Origin of the sequence: Halorubrum sp. ARQ200, assembly GCF_005435115.1 — an archaeon.
GTDB classification, from domain to species: Archaea; Halobacteriota; Halobacteria; order Halobacteriales; family Haloferacaceae; genus Halorubrum; species Halorubrum tropicale.
The window spans coordinates 60221-80927 of record NZ_SGTZ01000015.1 but is presented as its reverse complement, the minus strand read 5'-3'; the positions used below and the strand labels follow the sequence as shown (position 1 = coordinate 80927).

The following is a 20707-nucleotide window of genomic DNA, read 5'->3' as shown; positions in this document are numbered from 1 at the left end:
GTGGCGCCCGCCTCATAAACTATCGCCTCGTCGCCGCCCGGGCGGGCCGCTCTGCCGGCGGTCGCGTCGCCGACCGACGGCGACCGGGCCGCCTTCGGGCGTCCGCAAGACGTATATCGTCCCCGAGAGTTCGACCGCACATGGACACCGAGAACACCCTCCTCAACGCGGTGGTCGGCGCGATCGCGTCGGCCCTCCTCTCGTTCACCGGCATCTCACCGCTCCTCGGCGGCGCGGTCGCCGGGTACCTGAACGGCGACGACGGGCTTCGGGTCGGCGCGCTCTCCGGCGCGATCGCGTCGATCCCGATCGTCGGACTGCTGCTGCTCGCGCTGGTGGTCCTTCCGTTTCTGGGATTCTTCGGGTTCCCGCTCGAAGCGGGTCTCGCGGCCGGCGGGGTCTTCCTGGTCGCCGCCCTCATCGTGTTGGGCGGCGTCGCTTACAGCGTGGTGTTGAGCGCGCTCGGCGGACTGCTGGGCGTGTACGTGAAAGACGAGCTGTAGGTCGATCGCTGTTATTTATAAATAGTTGAATCTGGACCGGCGATAAACACTACCGTAGTCCCAGTCGTTTGTTTATAACTAGTTGCTGGCAGACCGGCCACGAACACCGCCGAAGCCCCAGCCGGGAGGACAGCGCACGCTCGCTGTCGCCCGAAAATCGAAGATTTTCGAGATGACGAGAGAGCTTCGCTCTCTCGAACCACGCTCCTCACTCGGTCGCTCACTCTGTTCGCTCCCTCTTTGCGGTGCGTGCGTCGCCTGCGCTGTCCTCCCGGCTGCCACTTCGAGTCCCGCCCCCGCACAGCGACCGCACCTCACGCCTCCCCAGCCTCGTCAGTCGCCGTCGCTTCGCTCCGGCGACTTGACTCCAGCGAGGGACCGGAGGTCCCTCTGGCAGCCGGCGCGTAGCGCCGGCGACCTCGCGCGTGCGACTCGCACCCTGCGGGCGCTCGTCGGCACGCACCACCGCACTGTCTATGTATAAAGAGACGGCGTGAGAATCGGCTCGCGACTCAGCGAAGACGCCTCAATGCTCGCCGCCGGTGCCGCGCCGGTCGGAGTCGAGGTCGATGTCGAGGTTCTCAAGCAGCTCCTCGGCCTCCTCGCGCTTCTCCTGGTGGTCTTCGAGGAACTCGCGCATCAGCTCGGCTGCCTGCTCCTTACAGCCGCCACAGAGGCGGTCGCCGTTGACGCACTCCGAGTACACCTCCTTCGTCAGCTCGTCGTCGTCGCCCGCGAGCAGGTAGGCGTACAGCTCGTACACCGGACACTCGTCGGCCTCGCCGCCGAGCTCGCGCTGCTCCTCGGCGGTGTCGCGGCCGCCGGTCGTCGCCGCCTTCACCTTGTCGTACCCGTCCTCGGGGTCGTCGAGCAGCGAGATGTGGCTCGCCGGGATCGACGAGGACATCTTCCCGCCGGTGAGCCCGGTCATGAACCGGTGGTAGATCGAGGAGGGCTGCCGGAAGCCGAACCCGTCGTGGTCGATCTCGACCTCCCGGGCGACCGACTCGGCCTCTTCCCGCGTGAGGTCGAAGGCGTCGACGTGGCCTTCGAACACGCGCTTCTCGCCGTCGACCGACTCGATCAGCGCCTCGAACGCCTCGTCGGTCGCGTTGCGGTCGAAGAAGCGCACCCGGGGGCGGAGCGGCTCCTTCCCGCCGGCTTCGAGCTTGTCGAGCGCGCTCGCCTTCGCGGCCGCGAGGTCAACGCTCTCGCGGTCCGACTCCGGCGGCTCGTAGTCGGCGAGCCACTCGGCGGCGTCCTCACAGCGCACGTCGGGGTCGTCGCCGGCGGCGCGCTCCGCCGCGAGCGCGTCGTAAGCGGCCCGGACCAGCTGCCGCTCGTCGTCGTCCAGCTCGAAGGAGGCGAACGCCTCGGTCACCTTGAAGTAGCGCACGCGGGTCGCCAGGTCGCGGGTGAGCCGGACGTGCGGGTCCTGGTCGGGGCCGACCGGGATCACCGTGGGCTTCGGCTCGTCGACGAGCTGCGGGTAGAGGATGTCCGCCGTCTGGGTGATCACGCTCTGCATGTGCGAGATATTCGTTTCGCCGTCGAAGCCGTAGATCGCCTCGAACTCCGAGAAGTTCGCCTTCGAGCCGAGCTCGAAGCCGAGGTCCTGGACCTCGCGGTTGTCCGACTGGCGGTAGATCTCGCCCTCTTCGGCGTCGAAGCCGAGCGCGAGCAGCGAGAGGAGGTAGTTGCGCGCGTGCTCGTCGATCTCGGACCACGACATGCCGCGCGCCGAGTGGGCTTCGAGGTCGGCGATCAGTCCGAACGCGTCGCCGCCCATCTCCTGGTGCCAGATGATCTCGTCGAACACGAGCTTGTGGCCGATGTGCGGGTCGCCGGTGGGCATGAACCCGGACAGCGCCGCGAACGGCTCGTCGTTCGCCATCGCCTCGGCGACCGCGTCGTACTCGCGGTGGCCGAAGATGACACCGCGGCGCATCAGGTAGTGCGGGTCCGGGACCTCGTCGGCGACCTCGTCGAACGCCTCGATGCCGAACTCCTCGAACAGGTCCGCGTAGTCGCCGACCGACGCCGACCCCCACGGGTCGAGCGCGACGTCCTCGGTCGGCTCGTCCGCGCGCTCGGTCCCGCCGTCGGTCCGAGGGGGCGCCGACGGCCCGGGGGCGGGGTCGGACCCGCGCCCGTCGCCGTCCGGCGTCGCCCCCTCGGGGGTGTCCTCGTCCATACCACCTCTCCCGTCGGTCGACGCAAAAACCGTTCGCTTGCGCGAGAGCGGTTCCCACGCCCCGGCGGGCGATCGACCTCACCGAAACGGACGACCCCACCGACGGGCGAGCCCACCGGACAGCGTCACGCCGCGTGCGCCACCAGTCGCGTCGCGGTCGCCTTCCAGCGGATCGAGACCGAGTCGCTGGGAGCGAGGCCCAGCCGCTCGATGCTCTCGGCGGTGATCAGCGCGGCCACCTCGACGTCGGTCGCGTCGGCCGAGCCCTCGGCCGCCCCGACCGCGATCCGGACCATCGACACCGTCTCGCCGGAGTCGACGCGCGAGACGCGGCCGGCGAGGCGGTTCCGGGCGCTCGTCGCGTCGGGGTCCACCGCGTCGGCCGCGTCGTTGACCGTGACGGCGTCGGCGCCGATCCGGACCTGAACCGCGTCGCCGACGTTCACTCCGCTCGCGCCGTCCCCGACGCCACCGTTCTCGTTCCCGCCGTCCGCGTCGTCTCCCGTTCCCCCGTGAAGCCCGGACAGTTCCCCGACCGGGGTGTCGACGACCGCGAGTTCGCCGTCGACGGCCGTCACGGTTCCCTCGAGCACCGTCTCTGGGACCGCCGCGGCCGCCGCGAGGACGGCCTGGAGCCGGTCGTAGCGGTCGAGGAGCGCGCGGCCGGACGCGGCGAGCCGGCTCCCGCCGCCGCCCTCGCCGCCGCGGCGCCGCTCGACGAGCGTCCCGTAGGCCTCCTCTAAGGCCTCGATCCGCGAGAGTGCGCGGGCGCGCGAGCGGCCCAGGTCGGCGGCCGCGCCCGCGACGGACCCCGCCGCGTCGACCGCGCGCAGCAGCGCCGCGTCGCGGCCGTCGAACTCGACGCCGTCCTCGATGAGCGCGGCCCGCCCGCGTCCCGCCGCCGCGTCCGGACCGGCTTCGGTCGGCTCTCCCATGCCCGGAGGATGCCCCCGGGCCGTCATGGCGTTTTCGCCCCGTCGCCCGCCGCGGCGCGGAAGTTATATGTAGCGTCGACCCACCGTTGTATCTATGTCGATACAACGGAGGCGGTTCGTGACCGCGCTGGTCGCCGGAGCGATCGCGAGCACGGCGGGCTGTTCGTCGACGAGCGGCGACAGCGGCGACGGCGGGAACGGCGGGAACGGGACCGACGGGAGCGGAAGCACGACCGAGTCGGTCGGCGTCGCCGGCGAGACGCTGACGCTCACGACGACGACGAGCACGTACGACACCGGCCTCCTCGACGCGATCCACACGGACTTCGAGGAGATGTACGGCGTCACCGTCGACGCCGTCGCGCAGGGGACCGGCGCGGCGTTGGAGACCGCCCGCAACGGCGACTCGGACATCGTGATGGTCCACGCCCGCGGGCTCGAAGACGAGTTCATGCGGAACGGGTACGGGGTCAACCGGCGGGACCTGATGTTCAACGACTTCGTGATCGTCGGCCCCGAGGCCGACCCCGCCGGGATCGAGGGGATGGACTCGGCGACGGCGGCGCTCACCGCCATCGCCGAGGCGGAGGCGCAGTTCGTCTCGCGGGGCGACAACTCCGGCACGCACACGAAGGAGCTGAACCTCTGGGAGGCGGCCGGCACGGAGCCCGGCGGCGACTGGTACCAGGAGACCGGCACCGGAATGGGCGAGGCGCTGAACATCGCCAACCAGCAGGGCGCGTACACGCTCTCCGACCGCGGGACCTTCATCTCGCAGCGCTCGGAGATCGACCTGACGATCCTGGTACAAGGACCGATCGAGGGCGGGCCGGATATCCTCTCGAACCCGTACGGGGTGATGGCGGTCAACCCCGGGGTCCACGAGAACGCCAACTACGACCTCGCGATGGCGTACATCGGCTGGATCACCAGCCCGGGCGTCCAGGAGGCCATCTCGGAGTACCAGGTGAACGGCGAGCAGCTGTTCTTCCCGGAGGCCGTCTCCGAGGACCCGAACTTCCAGCAGTACGTTCCGGAGGGTTGGAGTAGCGAGAGCGACGACTCGTAGTCGTGCCGTTCGAAGCGACCGTCCAGTCGGTCCCAGCGCTGCTCGACGCCGCGCGGCCCGCGGCGTCGCTCCTCGGCGTCTCGTTCAGGGACGGGTACGTCGGGAGCGTCATCGCCGTCTCGCTGTACGTGAGCCTGACCGCGGTGGCGCTGAGCACGCTCGTCAGCGTGCCGGCCGCCGTCGCCATCGGGCTCACGGAGTTCCCCGGCAAGGGGTTCGTGAAGTCGGTGGTCAACACCGGGATGGGGTTCCCCAGCGTGGTCGTGGGGCTCGTCGTGCTGTTCACGGTCTCGAACCAGGGGCCGCTCGGCTCGCTGGAGCTGATCTTCACCCGCGAGGCGATGATCATGTCGCAGTTCGTCCTCGCGACGCCGCCGATCACGGCGATCAGCCTCGCCGCCGTGAGCGGCGTCGACGACGGGGTCCGCGACGCGGCCCGCGTCCTCGGCGGGACGCGCGTCGACGTGGCGCTCGTCGTGATCAAGGAGGCGCGGTACGGGATCGCGACCGCGGTGCTGGCCGGCTTCGGCCGCGCGATCAGCGAGGTCGGCTCGGTGCTCATCGTCGGCGGGAACATCACGAGCGCGGACGGCATCTCGAAGACGCGCACCCTGACGACGGCGATCCAGCTCGAGGCGCGGCAGGGGCAGTACGAGACCGCCATGGTGCTCGGCGCCGTCCTCGTCGCGCTCGTGTTGACGGTCAACGCGATCGTCGTCCGCTTCGGCGACCGGGGGGTGGCGGGCTGATGCCCCGGGAGGTGACGGACTGATGCTCCGCGCGAACGACGTGTCGCACGCGTACGGTGACGAGCCCGTGTTCCGCGACCTCACGATCGACGTCGACGCGGGCGAAGTCGTCGCGGTGATCGGCCCCTCCGGCGTCGGCAAGACCACGCTGCTCCGGACGCTCGCGTTCTCGCTGGAGCCGGACGAGGGGACCGTCGCGCTCGACGGGACCGACGCGTGGGCGGTCGACGATTCGGAGCGCCTCGCGCTGCGGCGCCGCGTCGGGATGGTGTTTCAGGAGGCGAGCCTCTTCAGCGGGTCGGTCGCGCGCAACGTCGAGTACGGGCTCCGCGTCCGACGCTCGTGGGCCGACCGGCTCACTTCGGCCCTCCGCCTGAACGACGCCACCGACGCGGTCGAGGAGTCCTTGGCGGTCGTGGGGCTCGAAGACGAGATCGACCAGCCGGCCGACGCGCTGTCGGGCGGCGAGGCCCAGCGCGTGTCGTTCGCCCGGGCGCTGGCGTACGACCCCGACGTCCTGCTGCTCGACGAGCCGACCTCGGACCTGGACCCGCGGAACACGGCGGTCATCGAGGAGGCGATCGGCGAGGCGAAGTCGCGGGGGATCGGGGTCGCGCTCGCGACCCACGACATGCACCAGGCCGAGCGCGTCGCGGACCGCGTCGCGGTGCTGCTCGACGACGGTATCACGGAGGTGGGGCCGACCGAAGCCATCTTCGAGGACCCCGAGAAGGAGCGCACCCGGAAGTTCATCTCGGGCGAGTTGGTGTACTAATGAATCCCGAGTGAAGGCGGGACCCGAGTCGAAGCCGGCGATCTGAGATAGATGAACGACGACGCTGCGGTCAACATTCCAAAGTCCCGCCTCGCACCGCTCCGCACAGCACCTCACGCCTCCCCAGCCTCGTCGGACCGGCGCGGCTGCGCCGGTCCGACTCCCTCGCGCGTGCGATTCGCGCCCGCTGGGCGCTCATCGGCACGCGCCACCGCGCCGGTGATTATGAGTAATCGACGCCGCCGGCTCAGATGTCGAAGTCGAGTTCGACCGCGTCGCCCGCGTCGGCGTCTCCCGAATCGACGACGTGCTCGCCGGCCGCGAACCCGTCGTGGAGGTGGTCGTAGGTGCGCTCTATCGCCTCCACGATCACCTTCGTGTCGCCGGTGACGGGCATGAAGTTCGTGTCGCCGCTCCAGCGCGGGACGACGTGGGTGTGGAGGTGGTCGATCGAGCCGCCCGCGGCGTCGCCGCCGAGGTTCTGCCCGGTGTTGACGCCGTCGGGGTCCATGTCACGTCGCAGCGCGGCGAGCGTCGCCGCCTTCAGCCGCGCGTGATCGAGGAGGGCCGCGTCGTCGAGGTCGGTCGGGTCCTCGACGTGTGCGTCGGGAATCACCATCGCGTGGCCGGGGTTGTACGGCGCGTTGTTCAGGATGACGTAGTTGCGCTCGCTCCGGGCGACGATCCGCGCCTCGCGGGCGTCCTCGCGCTCGGGCAGGACGCAGAACGGGCAGCCGTCGATCGGGTCAGCGTCGCGCTCGACCCACTCGATCCGCCACGGCGCGAAGATCCGGTCCATCAGTCGTCGAAGCCGTGGATCCCCGCGGTCGTCACCTCGACGCCGTCCTCGGTGATCAAGAGAGTGTGTTCCGCCTGGCTCACGAGTGCGTCGTCGTCCTCCTTCAGGACGGGGTACCCCTTGATCGCGTTCGCCTGCTTGAGGCGGCGCAGCGCCATCTCGGCGCGGTCGGTCTCCAGCCACCGCGCCGCGAACGGGAGGTCGTCGAACCCCTCGATCTCTTGGAGGGCCTGTCGGGCGCGGCGGTCTCGCACGCTCGCGGAGCCCTGCTGCTCGAAGATCTCCTCGTCGGTCCCCTCGCCGACCTTCCCGCGGCCGTCGGTGGCGAACGGCTCGATCGCGACCGCCTGCCCGGGCTCCAGTTCGACCGAGCGGTCGACGCCGCGGTTCGGCACCGTGGGGCCGGTGTGGGCGTCGTACCGCTCGACGCCGTGGCCGGAGAGGTTGAGGACCGGCGTGTAGCCGTACCCGCGGATCACGTCCTCGATCGCCTGTCCCACGACGCCGACCTCGACGCCCGGGCCGGCCTCGTCGAGCGCGGCCTCCAGGGCCATCTCGGCGGCCTCGACGAGCTCCGGAGTGCCGGTGTGGTCGACCGTCACCGCGGCGTCGGCGATGTAGCCGTCGACGTGGACGCCGACGTCGAGACACACCATCTCCTCGCCGAACGCCGCCTCGTCGTCGCGGCTCGGAGTGGCGTGGGACGCCTCGGGGTCGACGCTGATGTTCACCGGGAAGGCGAGACCGGCCCCCTGCTCGCGGACGAAGTCCTCCGTCCACTCGGCGACTTCGAGGTGGGTCCGGCCCGGTTCGACCATCTCGCGGGCCTCGTTCATCGCCTCGACCAGCACCGCGCCGGCCTCGCGGTAGCTCTTGACCGCGTCCTCGTCCAGAGGTCCGTGACTCATGGACGCGGGTTCGGCGACCGCGCGCAAAGAGGTTGCGGAGAGCGGTCGACGCCGCGGGAGCCGAACCGGCCAGCCGGCCGGGGCTCAGGGGCGCGTGATCTCGACGTGCCACTCGTCGTCGGCGAGGTTCGCCGTCTCGTGTTCGAACCCGCGCTCCGCCAGCACGTCGTACAGCGGCACCGGCTCGAAGCCGTTCACCAGACAGAGCGACTCCCCCCCGTCGAGGCCGTCGAGCGCGGCCACGACGTCGCCGAACGGCTCGCCGTCTATCTCGCGGGCGTCCAGCCGCTCGTCCGCGTCGTCGAACGGGTCGGGGCTCACGGCTGGGTCGTCGGGTCCCGCGGCGATGTAACTCCTCCCGAAATCGTTCGGGAGGGACCGTCGAGCGCCGGGACGCCGCTCGAACATGTTCGCTCGAAGACGGACGGTGCTCGAGCGCTTGAGACGAGACATGTCGAGCACACCGTCCGACCCCGACGACGAACACGACCACGGCGCCGACCCGGTGACCGACCGCGTCCACGAGAACTCCTGGTCCGCGAACCTCGAAGGCCCGGAACACGCCGCGGACCGCGACCTACTCGTGCGACAGACGATCGACGCGGTCGAGCACACGGCCGCGGGCAACCGCGTCAACCTCGTCGCCCACGGCGACCACGGCCACCCGGAGAAGTACCTCTCCGGGGCGCTGGAGTCGGCGTTCGGCGACGCCGTCGACATAGGGTACGTCGAGCAGTGCGGCTGCGGCGGCCACGTCGTCCGCGGCCACGTCTGAGCGGGAACGCCGCGGTGGCGGGCGGGCCTACTCCCTCGCCTCGGCCGCCCGGGGGAGCCACATCCGGACCACCGTGCCGGTCGGCTCGCGCGTGTCGATCTCCATGTCGCCGCCGGACTCCGTGACGATCCAGTGGACGAGCCAGAGGCCGAGCCCGCTCGCGTGTTCGAGCGCCGTCTCCCGCGCCTCGGAGAACACCGTCCGCTCGACCGGCGGGATCCCCGGGCCGTCGTCGGCCACGTCGAGCCGGAACCGGTCGCCGTCGGCGACGACGGTCGCCTCGACGCGGGGGTCGTCGCCGTCGTTGTGGACGACGGCGTTCTCCAGCACGTTCCGCACCGCCGACTCCAAGAGCTCGTCGGCGGAGACGCGGGCCGACTCGGGGACGGACACCGTCACCGTCGCCTCGGGGAACGACGACGACAGCGACGCGCAGAGCCGCTCGACCAGCTCCGAGAGGTCGATCTCGGCCCGCCCCGCGTCGCTGTGGAGCGCGACGTCGATCTCCCGGGCCTGGTCGCTGAGGTGCGTCAGCGTCCGCACCTTCCGGTCGATGATGTCGAGGTACGGGTCGCCCTCCTCGTCGACGTGGTCGCGGAGCAGGTCCGCGTAGCCGCCGATGACGTTTGTGTCGTTCTTCAGGTCGTGTCGCAGCACGCGGTTCAACACCTGAAGCCGCTGTTCGTACCGCCGGGCGTCCGTCACGTCGGTCGCGGTGATGACCACCTCGCCCGCGTCGGCGAACAGCCGCTCGATCACGGTCTCGAACCGCCGCCAGCTCCCGTCGGCGCGCGCGATCCGGTGCGTGAGCGACTGCGGCTCGGCGCTGTCGAAGGCGCGCTCGAAGGCCTGTTGCGCCTCGCGCCGGTCCTCGGGGTGGACGAGGTCGATGATCGGTCGGCCCTCGATCTCCGTCGGCCGGTGGCCGAGCAGCCGCTCTATCGACGGGCTCACGTAGCGGAGCAGGCCGTCATCGCCGCAGACCGCGATCGCGTTGGGCGACTTCTCGATGAGCGCGCGGTAGCGACGCTGGAGCGTCTCCCGCTCGGTGACGTCGCGGAACAGCAGGACGGTCCCCCCGCGAGTCGTCCCCGGCCCGGTGATGTCGTGGACGTCGACCGTCAGGAACCGCGGCGCACTGTCGCCGTCGAGCGTCACGCGGAACTCGTCGTCGGCCGCCGAGTCCGTCACCGCGTCGGCGACCGCGGGGACGTCGTCGAACGCCTCGTCGGCCCGGGCGCCGAGCGCTGCGTCCGGGAACAGCGCCTCCGCCGGGTCGTTGGTGTCGACCACGCGGCCGTCGGCGTCGCAGACGACGACGCCGTCCGAGAGGTTCGCGAACACCGCGTCGCGGGCGATCGGCGAGACGTCGAGGAGCCGGTACCGGAACACGACCCACGCCAAGAGCGCCGAGGTGCCGCTGAAGGCGATGGGGGTGAAGTCGACGAACCCGGCGTCCGGACCGACGACGCCCGCGATGCCGGCCGCGCTGAGCGCCATCGGCGCGACGGCGGCGACGAAGAGGACGGCCGCCTGCCGGCGGAACACGCCGTCGCGGGAGACCGTCGCGTAGCCGAGGACCGCGAACGTGAACAGGTTGACCGCGTAGGTGTAGCCGACGAACCCGAGCAGCGCCGGCGTCGGCGTGTAGCTGAGGACGCGGTACCCGCCGGCGTCGACGAGGGAGGGATCGGCGTAGAAGAGCGGGTCGACGCCGGCCGTCCAGACGGCGACCGCGACCGCGACGGGGACGATCCAGAGGAGCGCGAACCGGCGACGACCGAGCCACGCGGTCCGGTCGACGTACGAGAGGACGAACGCCGGCCACGCGACCGCCAGGCCGGCGGAGCCGAGCCAGACGAAGCGGTTGAAAAACAGCGTGGGCCCGAGCGCCGTCGCCGACAGCTGGGCCGCGTACGCCAGCGACCAGACGCCGGCGGCGACCGCGACGGCGACGAAGCTCCACAGGAGGGCGTGCCCGCCGCGCGACCGGTTGGCGGCCCCGTAGGCGGCGAACCCGAACGACGCGACGGCCGCGAGGAGCAGCGGGGCCGTGTACGGCGTCGGTTGCCACGCCATCGATACCGGTAGGATGCGAGTATCCGGTAAAAAGGGACCGAATCGCCTAACCCCTTCGAGACGGGCAGATACGTATGCTCGAACCGGGCGACTCCGCACCCGAGATCACGCTCACCGACCACCGCGGCGAGACCGTCACCGTCGACCCGACCGCGGCCGATCACACGGTGGTGTACTTCTACCCGCGGGCCGACACGCCCGGTTGCACCGACGAGGCGTGTGGCTTCCGCGACGAGTGGGACGCGTTCGAAGCGGAAGACGTCGCCGTCGTCGGGATCAGCGACGACCCCGTCGAGGACCTCGAACCGTTCGCCGCGAAGTACGACCTCCCCTTCACGCTCCTCTCTGACCCCGACGGCGCGGTGTCGAGCGCGTACGGCTCCTACGGCGAGAAGCAGATGTTCGGGAACACCTTCGACGGCGTGTTCCGGAACACGTACGTCCTCGACGACGAGGGAACAGTGGTCCTCGCGTACGAGGGGGTCTCCCCGGAGGACCACGCGGTCGAGATCATCGACGACGTCCGCGGGCTCGACGGCTGAGCGCCGGCCGGCACGGCACGAATCCACCGACGACCGCCACTCGGTAGTATTATTGCCTGTCAGGAGTCAGGTGAAACGATGCCCTCCAAGCGAACGTTCGCGAAGCGCATAGCGGCGCTCGCGGCGACCGGGCTGGGAGTCGGCGGACCGATCGACGCCCTGACCGAACCCCCAGCCGACGCGGCCCTCGCGATCGAATCGGCCGCGACCGGAGCCGGCGCGCCCGACGGCGATCCGGCGGACGACGTGGCGACGAGCGCCCGCGACCGCGCCGGCTCCTCCGGCCCCCGATCGGCGGTCGCCGCCGGCGCCTACGAGCCGGCCGCGGCCGCGTCGGGCGCCGTCGACACCGTCGTGACCGGCCGGGTCGACCCCGCGGTCCTGACGGCGACCGGCCTCCCGAGCGGGGTGGGGAGTCGACTCCGGCGGCTCCTCGGCCGGTACGAGAGCGCGTCGCTCGCCGACGTGCGGCAGGCGACCGGCGGCGCCGCCCTCACCGCGGACGGCCCGGAGGGGTGCGTCGCGGCGGTCGGCGACGTCGACGCGACCGCGCTCGCCGCCGAGCTCGACGCCGACCCAGCGGTGACCCGCGAGCCGGACGTCGGCTCCGGGTTCGCCCGGTTCCGGGCGGGAGACCTCGGGTCGGCCGTCGCCGTGACCCCCGGTGAGGTCGTGGCCGCCTACGGCCCGACCGCCGCCGTCGCGGCGGCGCACCGCGACGCCGGAATCGGCGGGAGCGTCGGCGGCGGCGCCGGACGACGGGCGGGAGCGACCGCGAACTACGGCCCGCTCCCCTCGCTGCTCGGGGGCGACGCGACGGTGTGCGTCGACCTCGGACCGGACGCCCGCGGCCGCCTCCGCGACCTGCTCGCCGACGCGCCGGACGCGCTCCGCACCGCGGTCGACGCCTCCGGCGCGGTCGGGGCGTCGCTCCGCGTGACCGACGGCGGAGCGCCGGCGGAGAGGAGCGACGCGAACGGCGACGCGGGCGGCGACGAGACCGGAGACCCGGCCGTCGCGCTGCGGTACGGCGCGGTGGCGGACCCCCGACGCCTCGACCGGGAGACCGCCGAGGCGGTCGCGCAGGCCGCTCGCGAAGGAGAGACCGCCCTTTCCGACGCGGAAGTCACGCGACACGGGCGAACCGTGATCGTCGACGCCGCGGCCGAGCGCGACCTCTTCGCCGCCCACGCCTCGCTGTTCGGGGGGACCGTCGGCGACCCGATAGCGGTGGTCGACGCGTGAGCGACCCCGTCGACCGCCGGAATCCCGGCCGCGAGAGCGGCGCCACCGGTCCGGCGGAGCGCGGTGCGGCGCGGTGCGACGGACTGCGGTGGTAACGCCCTTCTCTCAGCCCGGGAACCGGATCCCGGCGGCCGCGTCGGCTATCTCGCGGCGCTTCAGCAGGCCGAACCCGAGGACGATGACGACGAAGCCCGCGACCGTGTACGGCGTTACCGGCTCGGCGAGCAGCAGGGCGCCCGCGACGGTGGCCACGATCGGAACGACGTACGAGACGAGGTTGATCTCGAAGGGGCCGAGCCGGTCGAGCAGCGTGAAGTAGATGGTGTACGCCACCGCGGAGGAGAGCAGCCCGAGGAACCCCAGCGAGAGGAGCGCGGGCGGGGCGGCGGCCGGGAGCCGCTGGCTCTCCCCGATGCCGAGGCTGAGCGCGTGGATGGCGAGCGCGCCGAACCCCATCGCCCACCCGGTGAGCGCGACGCTCGTGAACGACGTCTCGACGGTTCGGAGGCCGACGCTACCGACCGCGACGGCGATGACCCCGATCGCGATCAGCCCGACGCCGACCGCGACGCCCCCGCCGAGGTTCGCGGGGTCCGGCTGCGCGACGAGCCCCACGCCGAGGAACGCTAAGACGACCCCCACAGCACCGCGACGATCGAGGTCGGCGCCGCCGATCCACAGGGCTGCGACCGCCGCGGTCGCGATGGGCACGAGGCTGTAGGTGATGGAGGCGATGCCGCTCGTCGTGTACTGCTGGCCGACGAACAGCAGGGCGTTGTTCGCGGCCACGGAGAGCCCGCCGCTGAACCCGATCGCGGCGAGGTCGCCGCGCGTCCGCGGGAACGGGTCGTCCTGCGTGACCAGCACGTACGACAGCAGCGCGAGCGCCGCCACGTCGAACCGGTACGCGGCGTACAGCACGGGCGGGTAGTAGTCGAGGCCGACCTCGATGGCGACGAAGGAGCCGCCCCAAAGCAGTGCGAGGGTGAAAAACAGGAGGACGTTCCGGTACCGTGACACGGCCGACCGAACGGGGGCCGCTGGTAAAGCGGTGTCCGTCCCGGCCCGGACCGCCGGTGCCGGGTCCCCGGACGGGACCGGCCGCCGGCGCTCGGCTCAGTAGCCGCGGACGATGAGGTAGTCCGCGAGGTCTTCGAGCAGGCCGCGCGAGCCGCTCTCGGGCAGCAGTTCGAGGTGCTCTTTCGACCGCGCCGTGAGCTCCTCAGCGGTGTCGCGGGCGTACTCGATGGATCCGACCTCCTCCAACGCGGCGACCGCGTCGTCGATGGCCGCCTCGGTCACCTCGGCGGGCGTGTCGGCGTCGACGAGGCCGTCGACGTCGACGCCCTGCTGGCGGGCGTGGAGCGTGATGAGCGTCTCCTTCCCCTCGACGAGGTCGGAGCCGCGCTGCTTGCCGAGGTCCTCGGAGGGGACCGTCAGGTCGAGCACGTCGTCCTGGATCTGGAACGCGCGGCCGGAGTCGATCCCGTACTGGTAGAGCGCGTCGACCACGTCCTCGTCGGCGCCGAGCAGGAGGGCGGGCGTCGCCGCGGACGCGCCGTACAGCACCGCCGTCTTCAGCTCGACCATCTCCAGGTACTCGTCCGGGAGGATGTCGTCGCGGTTCTCGAAGGCGACGTCGAGCGCCTGGCCCTCGCAGATCTCGGTACAGGTCGACGCGAGCATCCGCATCGCTTCGAGCCCGTGCTGCGGGTCCGCGCCCGTCTCCGTCATGAACTCGAACGCCTTCGAGTAGAGCGTGTCCCCGGCGAGGATCGCCGTCGAGACGTCGTACGCCTCGTGGACCGCGGGGACGCCGCGCCGCAGGTCGTCCTCGTCCATGATGTCGTCGTGGATCAGCGTGAACGACTGGATCACCTCGATGGCGACCGCGGCCCGCATCACGTCGACGTCGTCGCCGTCGAGCGACGGGAACGCGCGGAAGTCGGCGCCCATCGGCTCGGTCCCGGTGACCGCCTCCGCGGCCAGCGTGGTCACCGTCGGGCGGAGCCGCTTGCCGCCGGCTTCGAGGATGTATCGGGTCGCCTCGTACAGCCGCTCCGGTTCCTGGACCGGCAGCTCCTCGTCGATAGCGGCGTTGACGAGTTCACGCCGCTCGCGGATGGCGTCGAGCACCCGCGCCTCCTTCGTCTCGCTCGTCATTCGACGAGCTGGATGGTGGACCCGTTCTGCGTGACGTGCACGTCGCGTCCGAGCTTGTACCCCTGCGAGGTCGCGAGGTCGACGTACGGCGAGCGCCCCTCCAGCGTCTGGTGGCCCGGGATGAGGTGCTGGGGCTGGAGCGCCTGCAGCATCTCGTAGTGGCCCTCCTCGCGGAGGTGGCCGGAGACGTGGATGTCGTCGTAGAGGCGCGCGCCCTGCATCCGGAGCAGCTGTTCGCTCTGGTAGCGCTGGCCCTCGTTGGTGGGCTCCGGGATGACGCTGGCGCTGAAGACGATCTTGTCGCCGTCGTCGATTTCGTACGGCGTCTCGCCGCGGCCCATGCGGGTGAGCATCGCGCGGGGCTCGCCCTGGTGGCCCGTCACGATGGGGAGGAAGTTGCCCTTCCCCTCCTTCATGATCCGCTTGAACGCGCGGTCGACCGACTTCCGGTGGCCGTACATGCCGACGTCGCCCTGGAAGTCGACGAAGTCGAGCCGCTCGGCCGTGCCGGAGTACTTCTCCATCGAGCGGCCGAGCAGGACCGGCTGGCGGCCGATCTCGCGGGCGTACTCGACGAGGGTCTTCACGCGGGCGATGTGGGAGGAGAACGTGGTGGCGACGATGCCGCCCGAGTAGTCCTCCATCGACTTCAGCGTGTCCTCGACGTGCTTCTTCGCGTACGACTCGGAGGGAGTCCGGCCCTTCCGGCCGGCGTTCGTACAGTCCTCGATGTACGCGAGGACGCCCTCGTCCTGGCGGCCGATCTCGCGGAACCGCTCCATGTCGATCGGGTCGCCGATGACGGGGTCGTGGTCCAGGCGCTTGTCGAGGCCGTAGACGACCGCCCCCTCGGGCGTGTGGAGGACCGGGTTGATCGCGTCGATGATCGAGTGGGTGACGTTGACGAACTCCAGTTCGACCTGCTCGGAGTCGCCGATCGCCATCGACGCGCCCGGCTTCATCTTCACGAGGTCGTTGTCGACCTGGAACTTACCCTCGTCTTCGATCTGCTGGCGGACCAGCTCGATCGTGTACGGCGCCGAGACGATCGGGGCGTCGTAGCGGTGGGCGAGCTTCGGGATCCCCGCGATGTGGTCGAGGTGACCGTGGGTGGGGACGATCGCCTGAACGTCGCCCTCCAGTTCGCTCATGACCCGGTCGTCCGGGATGGCGCCCATGTCGATCAGGTCGAGGCTGTGCATGCTCTCGGTCTCCACGTTGTCGTGGATGAGGACCTTACTGAGGTTCAGGCCCATGTCGAAGATGACGATGTCCTCGCCCGCGCGGACCGCCGTCATCTGTCGACCGACCTCTTCGTAACCGCCGAGTGTCGCAATTTCGATTTCCATGGTGTGTTCGTGTCTGACGCCGTGGTCGGCGCCGGTCACTGAAACCCCGCAAGGAGCCGTCGGCGCACCGTCGTACCGCGCGTCGTTGAGGCCCCGCTACGGCCGAGTCGTCGCGACTCACCGTGTCCCGCGGGAGTGTGGTACCTCGGCGTACTCTCGCCCACGTTAAAAACTCCCGGGTTCGGCCCCGCGACGGTGGTTCGCGTCCGAGCGGGGGCTCGGCGGTCCGACGCGGGAGGGTCGCGTCCCACAAAGCGTTTCACGCAGTCGGGCGAATCACCGCCGATGTCCGAGGTTTCCCGCCGCCGAGTCCTCCTCGCGGCCGCGTCAGGGATCGCCGCCCTGGCCGGCTGCGCCGGCAGCGAGACCGCGTCGAACAGCTACCCGACCACCGGTCCGCCGCTGGAGAACGTCGAGATCGAGCGCGTCCGCGACGAGGACGGCGGCGCGCTCGTCGCCGACGGCGAGACGGTGCTCACGCTGTCGACCGACGAGCGCGCGGTCCAACGGCGGACCACGTCGCGAGTGTTGACCTCCGACGGCGATCGCTCCGCGCTCGCCTTCGCCGAGACCCCGCCGGCCGAGCGGCTCCGCGAGTTCTGCGCCGCCACCGACTTCGCGTCCTCGTCGGTGTCGCTCCACACGATGCCGGTCGAGGCGTGTCGCGAGGTCCGGTTCCGGTCGGTGCGCGTCGAGCGCGGGCCGCTGGCCGAGGGCGACCTCCAGCCGCACGTCGACTTCTGTCGCGCGTATCGCCCGGCCGACGTCGACTGCGAGCGCGACGCGATCCACGCCGTCGGGTTCGCGATCCGGATGCCGGTCGCGGCCGAACGGTCGCGCGGGAGCGGCCGGAGCATGGCCGGCTCCTGCGGGACCGGACGGCGCCCGGCCGCGTTCAACGCGTCGAGAGCGACCGACGGCTCGGACCCGACCGGCGCGTCGACCGCGTCCGACTCCTCGACCGGGACCGGAGGTGATGGCTCGTGACCCGCGATCCCCGGTCACGCCGAGGCTTCCTCGCGGGGCTCGCAACGGCCGGCGCAGCGGCGGTCGCGGGCTGTGCCGCCTCGCCGCTCGCCGACGGTGAGACGAATCGCGGCGAGGCGACCGCGGTGCCGCCGGGCCTCGTCGATGCGGTCGAGTGGCCCCCCGCGCCGTTCCCGGCGACCGTCCCCGATTCCCTCGCGGCGGCTCACCAGTCGCGCGCCCGCGACCTGCTCGACGCCGTCCCCGCGGAGCCGTCGCTCCCGAACGCGGCGGTCGCGGCGGCGATCGCGGACGACAGGGCGCGGGCGGTCGAGCGGGTCGACGCGGAGCCGACCGACCCGTGGCCGACCGAGGCCCTCGCCGCGCGGCGGCGCGCCCGCGGAACGGCGGCGACGGTCCGCGGCGCCTACCGGGCGGCCACCGGCGTCGACGAGAGTGCCGACCTCGCCGCTCGCCGTCGCACAGTCCGCGAGGACCGGGCGGCGCTCGCGGCCGGCCTGGAGTACCGCGCCGAGTCGACGGCGGCGGCGGCGCTCGCGTACGAGCCGGTCGAGTCGCTGCTCGCGGCGTGCGCGCGGCACCTCGTTCCGACCGTCCGGTACCCGGATGACCCGGTCGCGGCGCCGTTCCGTGCCGGCGACGCGGTCGGCGACGTCGAGCGGGCGCGGGCCGCCGCCACCGACGCCGCGGGCCTCCGCGACGCGTTTCACGGAGACCGCGAGGGGATCGACCCGCAGTGGGCGTCGCTGGTCGCGGCCGCGGAGACGCTGGACGGCTCCGTGCGCCGGACGCGCGCGGAAGTGCGTCGACGCACCGGCGACGAGGCGGTCCCGACCGATGAGGACCTGAGCGGGACCGTGGCTCAGGAGCTGGCGGTCGCGACCGAGCGGCGGACGGCGTCGGCGGTCAGAGGCGTCGAGCGGGCGTCCGACGACGGGAACTACGCCACCGCGGTGATCGAAGCCGGGACCGCGCTGGCGACGGTGGAGGCGCGGCGGCGGGCCGTCGGGGCGATCCGCGACGGCGGCCACCGGAACCCGCCGTCGGAGTCGTCGCTCCGGTCGGCCGCGGAGCGGGCGCGCGAGGCCGTCGCGGCGGTCGACGGCGGCGACCCGCTCGCGGCGCGGTTCGTCCGCCCGGCGCTGGCCTCGCTCGGACGCGTCGCCGACGAGATCGACGCCGGGTACGCCGACCCGAGACGGACCCAGGCGGAGCTGACGTACGCGGCCCTGTACGCGCGGGCGGTCCCGCCGGCGACCGCGTTCGTGCGCGAGCGACTGGGGTGAGTGCCGGGCCGAGAGGGGCGGGCCCGCGGTCGTGTCAAACCGACCGGCCTCGGGGGCTCCGTCCCGGTATTTTTATTACCGCGACGGGCGGCGATCCGACAATGAGTGGACGACCCCTCGACGTGCTCGAAGCGTCGCTCGAGGAGCCCGTGACGGTACACCTGAAGGACGGGACGACCTACTACGGCGTCCTCGGCGGCTACGACCAGCACATGAACGTCGTCATCGAGCCCGAAGCCGACGTGGACGACCGCGTCGACGGCGACCTCGACGGCGAGTTCGCGGTCGCGATCGAAGACACAACGATTATACGCGGCGATAACGTCGTCACCATCAAAGCATGACCGGCGCAGGTACGCCCTCTCAGGGAAAGAAGAACAAGACGGTCCACGTGAAGTGTCGACGCTGCGGTGAGAAGTCCTACCACGTCAAAAAGGAGCGCTGCTCCTCGTGCGGCTTCGGCGAGTCCGCATCCCGGCGCGACTACGCCTGGCAGTCGAAGAACGGCGACAACTGAACCGGCGTCTCTTCGGTTTCTTCTCGCTTTCGCTCGCGTAGCTGTGTGTGTAACGGTCGCTCATTTATAACTGAGTGCTGACGGATCGGCGGTGAACGCTGCCAAAGCCCCGGCCGCGAGGACGGCGCAGGCGACGTAAGCACTGGAAGGAGCGAACGGAGTGAGCGACTGAAGCGCGCAACGAGCGTGCGCCGTCCTCGCGACTGCCCCTTTGAGTCCCGCCCCGCACAGCACCGCGCTTCACACCTCCCCAGCCTCGCGGCTCCCTCCGCTTCGCTCCGGTCGCCGCGTCCAGCGAGAATCGAAGATTCTCTGGCAGCCGGCGCTACGCGCCGGCGACCTCGCGCGTGCGACCCGCGCCCTTCGGGCGCTCGTCGGCACGCGCCGCCGCGGGTCGGTTTATAAACGGAGACGTGGTCGTGATCGAACCCGCGCCGCTACTCCACGCGCTCGCGGGCGGCGGCGACGAGCATCGGGAGCATCACCGTCGCGTCGCCGTGGACGGAGGCGTTGCGGGCGTCCTTCTCAAGCTTGCCCCACGAGCGCGCCTCGTCGAGGCTCGCGCCGGAGAGCCCGCCGGTCGCCTCGGGGTCCATCGTGACCTGGACCGCGTAGTCGTAGGCGCGCGGCGTGACGAGCATCGTCTGGAGCGTGAAGTTCTTCGGGACGCCGCCGCCGACGAGCAGGCAGCCCGCGTCGTCGGCCTCGAACGCGAGGTCCGTCAGCTCGGTCATGTCCGCGAGGGCGTCGATGGTGAAGTCGGCCGTCTGGGCGTACATCCACGCCTGAAGCCCTAACACGGAGTCCTGGACCGCCGGGCAGTATATCGGCACGTCGTGCTCGTAGGCGGCGGCCGCGACGCCCGGCCCCTCGGGGACGTCGTCGCGCTCGTTGACCGCGGCGTTCGCGCGGCCGAGCTCGCGCGTGAGGTCGGCGATGGAGACGGCGCCGCTCCCCGCGTCGTCCGGGTCGGCCTCCAGCGCCGGGAACACCTCCTCGCGGAGGTGGCCCTCGAAGTCGGCGAAGTGCTCCTGCGGGAGGTAGACGTTGTAGATGCGGTCGACCCCCTCGTCGCGGAGCCCCTCGTCGTGCTCGCGCGGCGTCTTCTCGGGGTCGCGGGTGCGTCCGTGGTGGTGTTTCCCGCCGATGGCCTCGATGGCGTCGTGGGTGAGGTTCGCGCCCGTGGTCACCAGGGCGTCGACGTAACCGTCGCGGATCAGGTCCGCGACGATCCGGCGCATGCCGGCGGGGACCATCGCGCCCGCCAGCGAGAGGAAGACGGTGCAGTCGTCGTTGTCGAACATCTCCGCGAGCACGTCCCCGGCCTCGTTGACCGCGGCGGCACCGATCCCCGCGTCCCCGTAACCGTCGACGAGTTCGCTCACCGTCATCCCGGCGGCCGCGCGCGTGTGGCCGACCGGGTCCTCGTGGAACTCCTCGCGGTGCGGGTCGTGGCCGCCGTCGTCGCCGTGGTCGCCCTCGTCGCTGTCGGTCATGGCTCCGGATGGGGTCGGCGCGCGTTTGAAACGACCGATCTATCGGACGGAGCGGCCGCCGCTCACGGGCGGGAACAGCGCGAGCTCGTCGCCCGCCTCCAGCGTGGCGTCGAGCCCCTCGTCGTGGCGGACGCTCCGCCCGTTCCGAAGGACGTTGATGTGGTCCGCGACGGCGCCGTCTTCCATCACGCGGTCCCGCAGGTCGGGGTGTGCGTCAAGCAGCGCGTCAAGCGCGTCGCCGACCGTGTCGCCCGGCCCCGGGTCGACCGCCACCGTGCGGTCGCCCGCGATTTCCGCGAGGTCGGCGAACAGCTTCCACTCCATGCCGGATCCCCG

22 protein-coding genes are annotated in these 20707 nt (G+C 71.6%); 11 read left to right on the top strand and 11 right to left on the bottom strand.

Annotated elements, in window-relative coordinates; genetic code table 11:
* Positions 1 to 140: 140 nt before the first annotated feature.
* On the top strand, positions 141 to 503 hold the full coding sequence (locus tag EXE50_RS15055) for a DUF5518 domain-containing protein (protein WP_053770776.1): 363 nt from the start codon (positions 141 to 143) through the stop codon (positions 501 to 503).
* 526 nt (positions 504 to 1029) lie between these two features.
* Here EXE50_RS15055 and EXE50_RS15050 read toward each other — a convergent pair.
* Entirely contained in the window at positions 1030 to 2697 is a 1668-nt protein-coding gene (locus EXE50_RS15050; RefSeq protein WP_053770775.1) for a tryptophan--tRNA ligase, read from the bottom strand.
* A gap of 125 nt (positions 2698 to 2822) precedes the next feature.
* Positions 2823 to 3632 carry a TOBE domain-containing protein gene (locus EXE50_RS15045; protein WP_137705454.1) on the bottom strand — a complete coding sequence of 270 codons (810 nt, stop codon included), beginning with the start codon at positions 3630 to 3632 and terminating at the stop codon, positions 2823 to 2825.
* 94 nt (positions 3633 to 3726) lie between these two features.
* Between EXE50_RS15045 and EXE50_RS15040 the strand changes: the two genes are divergently transcribed.
* The 3 genes from EXE50_RS15040 to EXE50_RS15030 are packed head-to-tail and all read left to right on the top strand — an operon-like array spanning position 3727 to position 6225.
* Positions 3727 to 4701 (top strand): substrate-binding domain-containing protein, encoded by a 975-nt coding sequence (locus EXE50_RS15040; protein ID WP_053770773.1) that lies wholly within the window; start codon positions 3727 to 3729, stop codon positions 4699 to 4701.
* A gap of 2 nt (positions 4702 to 4703) precedes the next feature.
* Positions 4704 to 5450, top strand: coding sequence for an ABC transporter permease (locus EXE50_RS15035; protein ID WP_137705453.1), 747 nt, complete (start codon positions 4704 to 4706; stop codon positions 5448 to 5450).
* Between the two features lie 22 nt (positions 5451 to 5472).
* The gene (locus tag EXE50_RS15030) at positions 5473 to 6225 is read left to right on the top strand and encodes a phosphate ABC transporter ATP-binding protein (protein ID WP_053770771.1); all 753 of its coding nucleotides are present in this window, start codon (positions 5473 to 5475) and stop codon (positions 6223 to 6225) included.
* Positions 6226 to 6472: 247 nt separating this feature from the next.
* On the opposite strand, the gene EXE50_RS15025 is transcribed toward EXE50_RS15030, so the two are convergent.
* From EXE50_RS15025 to EXE50_RS15015, 3 genes are all read right to left on the bottom strand, one after another.
* A complete protein-coding gene (locus tag EXE50_RS15025) occupies positions 6473 to 7024 on the bottom strand; it encodes an HIT domain-containing protein (RefSeq protein ID WP_053770770.1) in 552 nt (183 codons plus the stop codon).
* Positions 7024 to 7932, bottom strand: a complete 909-nt coding sequence (gene map, locus EXE50_RS15020) for a type II methionyl aminopeptidase (protein WP_137705452.1) — start codon at positions 7930 to 7932, stop codon at positions 7024 to 7026. The genes EXE50_RS15025 and map overlap by 1 nt, the downstream gene beginning before the upstream one ends.
* Positions 7933 to 8016: 84 nt before the next feature.
* Positions 8017 to 8253, bottom strand: coding sequence for a DUF2249 domain-containing protein (locus tag EXE50_RS15015; protein ID WP_137705451.1), 237 nt, complete (start codon positions 8251 to 8253; stop codon positions 8017 to 8019).
* A 130-nt stretch (positions 8254 to 8383) separates the two neighbouring features.
* On the opposite strand from EXE50_RS15015, the gene EXE50_RS15010 reads away from it, so the two are divergent.
* Positions 8384 to 8707, top strand: coding sequence for a CGCGG family rSAM-modified RiPP protein (locus EXE50_RS15010; protein WP_137705450.1), 324 nt, complete (start codon positions 8384 to 8386; stop codon positions 8705 to 8707).
* A 27-nt stretch (positions 8708 to 8734) separates the two neighbouring features.
* On the opposite strand, the gene EXE50_RS15005 is transcribed toward EXE50_RS15010, so the two are convergent.
* Positions 8735 to 10786: a histidine kinase N-terminal 7TM domain-containing protein gene (locus EXE50_RS15005; RefSeq protein ID WP_137705449.1), complete on the bottom strand. Its 2052-nt coding sequence runs from the start codon at positions 10784 to 10786 to the stop codon at positions 8735 to 8737.
* A 74-nt stretch (positions 10787 to 10860) separates the two neighbouring features.
* Between EXE50_RS15005 and bcp the strand changes: the two genes are divergently transcribed.
* Complete coding sequence (gene bcp / locus EXE50_RS15000; protein WP_053770765.1) at positions 10861 to 11328, top strand: thioredoxin-dependent thiol peroxidase; 468 nt, start codon at positions 10861 to 10863, stop codon at positions 11326 to 11328.
* Between the two features lie 78 nt (positions 11329 to 11406).
* A complete protein-coding gene (locus tag EXE50_RS14995; protein WP_137705448.1) occupies positions 11407 to 12573 on the top strand; it encodes a hypothetical protein in 1167 nt (388 codons plus the stop codon).
* A gap of 105 nt (positions 12574 to 12678) precedes the next feature.
* On the opposite strand, the gene EXE50_RS14990 is transcribed toward EXE50_RS14995, so the two are convergent.
* The 3 genes from EXE50_RS14990 to EXE50_RS14980 form a co-directional block, all read right to left on the bottom strand.
* The gene (locus EXE50_RS14990) at positions 12679 to 13593 is read right to left on the bottom strand and encodes a DMT family transporter (protein WP_053770763.1); all 915 of its coding nucleotides are present in this window, start codon (positions 13591 to 13593) and stop codon (positions 12679 to 12681) included.
* 96 nt (positions 13594 to 13689) lie between these two features.
* Positions 13690 to 14736, bottom strand: coding sequence for a geranylfarnesyl diphosphate synthase (gene idsA3 / locus EXE50_RS14985; protein WP_053770762.1), 1047 nt, complete (start codon positions 14734 to 14736; stop codon positions 13690 to 13692).
* Positions 14733 to 16085: a ribonuclease J gene (locus tag EXE50_RS14980; protein WP_053770990.1), complete on the bottom strand. Its 1353-nt coding sequence runs from the start codon at positions 16083 to 16085 to the stop codon at positions 14733 to 14735. Before EXE50_RS14980 ends, idsA3 begins: the two co-directional genes overlap by 4 nt.
* A gap of 285 nt (positions 16086 to 16370) precedes the next feature.
* On the opposite strand from EXE50_RS14980, the gene EXE50_RS14975 reads away from it, so the two are divergent.
* The 4 genes from EXE50_RS14975 to EXE50_RS14960 all read left to right on the top strand — a co-directional run bounded on the left by EXE50_RS14975 (position 16371) and on the right by EXE50_RS14960 (position 18875).
* Entirely contained in the window at positions 16371 to 17072 is a 702-nt protein-coding gene (locus EXE50_RS14975; protein ID WP_137705447.1) for a hypothetical protein, read from the top strand.
* Positions 17069 to 18358 carry a twin-arginine translocation signal domain-containing protein gene (locus EXE50_RS14970; protein WP_137705446.1) on the top strand — a complete coding sequence of 430 codons (1290 nt, stop codon included), beginning with the start codon at positions 17069 to 17071 and terminating at the stop codon, positions 18356 to 18358. The genes EXE50_RS14975 and EXE50_RS14970 overlap by 4 nt, the downstream gene beginning before the upstream one ends.
* A 101-nt stretch (positions 18359 to 18459) precedes the next feature.
* Positions 18460 to 18702, top strand: coding sequence for an LSM domain-containing protein (locus EXE50_RS14965; RefSeq protein ID WP_053770759.1), 243 nt, complete (start codon positions 18460 to 18462; stop codon positions 18700 to 18702).
* Positions 18699 to 18875, top strand: coding sequence for a 50S ribosomal protein L37e (locus EXE50_RS14960; protein ID WP_053770758.1), 177 nt, complete (start codon positions 18699 to 18701; stop codon positions 18873 to 18875). Before EXE50_RS14965 ends, EXE50_RS14960 begins: the two co-directional genes overlap by 4 nt.
* 437 nt (positions 18876 to 19312) lie before the next feature.
* Here EXE50_RS14960 and EXE50_RS14955 read toward each other — a convergent pair whose 3' ends face one another.
* Both EXE50_RS14955 and EXE50_RS14950 read right to left on the bottom strand, forming a co-directional pair.
* Entirely contained in the window at positions 19313 to 20371 is a 1059-nt protein-coding gene (locus EXE50_RS14955; RefSeq protein ID WP_053770757.1) for a deoxyhypusine synthase, read from the bottom strand.
* Positions 20372 to 20410: 39 nt separating this feature from the next.
* Positions 20411 to 20695, bottom strand: a complete 285-nt coding sequence (locus tag EXE50_RS14950; protein WP_137705445.1) for a ubiquitin-like small modifier protein 1 — start codon at positions 20693 to 20695, stop codon at positions 20411 to 20413.
* Positions 20696 to 20707: the final 12 nt, after the last annotated feature.

What these genes read in the sequence shown, in the direction of transcription:
- EXE50_RS15055 (WP_053770776.1), top strand. Translation starts at nt 141, where the DNA reads ATGGACACCGAGAACACCCTCCTCAACGCGGTGGTCGGCGCGATCGCG.
- EXE50_RS15050 (WP_053770775.1), bottom strand. Translation starts at nt 2,697, where the DNA reads ATGGACGAGGACACCCCCGAGGGGGCGACGCCGGACGGCGACGGGCGC.
- EXE50_RS15045 (WP_137705454.1), bottom strand. Translation starts at nt 3,632, where the DNA reads ATGGGAGAGCCGACCGAAGCCGGTCCGGACGCGGCGGCGGGACGCGGG.
- EXE50_RS15040 (WP_053770773.1), top strand. Translation starts at nt 3,727, where the DNA reads ATGTCGATACAACGGAGGCGGTTCGTGACCGCGCTGGTCGCCGGAGCG.
- EXE50_RS15030 (WP_053770771.1), top strand. Translation starts at nt 5,473, where the DNA reads ATGCTCCGCGCGAACGACGTGTCGCACGCGTACGGTGACGAGCCCGTG.
- EXE50_RS15025 (WP_053770770.1), bottom strand. Translation starts at nt 7,024, where the DNA reads ATGGACCGGATCTTCGCGCCGTGGCGGATCGAGTGGGTCGAGCGCGAC.
- map (WP_137705452.1), bottom strand. Translation starts at nt 7,932, where the DNA reads ATGAGTCACGGACCTCTGGACGAGGACGCGGTCAAGAGCTACCGCGAG.
- EXE50_RS15010 (WP_137705450.1), top strand. Translation starts at nt 8,384, where the DNA reads ATGTCGAGCACACCGTCCGACCCCGACGACGAACACGACCACGGCGCC.
- EXE50_RS15005 (WP_137705449.1), bottom strand. Translation starts at nt 10,786, where the DNA reads ATGGCGTGGCAACCGACGCCGTACACGGCCCCGCTGCTCCTCGCGGCC.
- bcp (WP_053770765.1), top strand. Translation starts at nt 10,861, where the DNA reads ATGCTCGAACCGGGCGACTCCGCACCCGAGATCACGCTCACCGACCAC.
- EXE50_RS14995 (WP_137705448.1), top strand. Translation starts at nt 11,407, where the DNA reads ATGCCCTCCAAGCGAACGTTCGCGAAGCGCATAGCGGCGCTCGCGGCG.
- idsA3 (WP_053770762.1), bottom strand. Translation starts at nt 14,736, where the DNA reads ATGACGAGCGAGACGAAGGAGGCGCGGGTGCTCGACGCCATCCGCGAG.
- EXE50_RS14980 (WP_053770990.1), bottom strand. Translation starts at nt 16,085, where the DNA reads ATGGAAATCGAAATTGCGACACTCGGCGGTTACGAAGAGGTCGGTCGA.
- EXE50_RS14975 (WP_137705447.1), top strand. Translation starts at nt 16,371, where the DNA reads ATGTCCGAGGTTTCCCGCCGCCGAGTCCTCCTCGCGGCCGCGTCAGGG.
- EXE50_RS14965 (WP_053770759.1), top strand. Translation starts at nt 18,460, where the DNA reads ATGAGTGGACGACCCCTCGACGTGCTCGAAGCGTCGCTCGAGGAGCCC.
- EXE50_RS14960 (WP_053770758.1), top strand. Translation starts at nt 18,699, where the DNA reads ATGACCGGCGCAGGTACGCCCTCTCAGGGAAAGAAGAACAAGACGGTC.
- EXE50_RS14955 (WP_053770757.1), bottom strand. Translation starts at nt 20,371, where the DNA reads ATGACCGACAGCGACGAGGGCGACCACGGCGACGACGGCGGCCACGAC.
- EXE50_RS14950 (WP_137705445.1), bottom strand. Translation starts at nt 20,695, where the DNA reads ATGGAGTGGAAGCTGTTCGCCGACCTCGCGGAAATCGCGGGCGACCGC.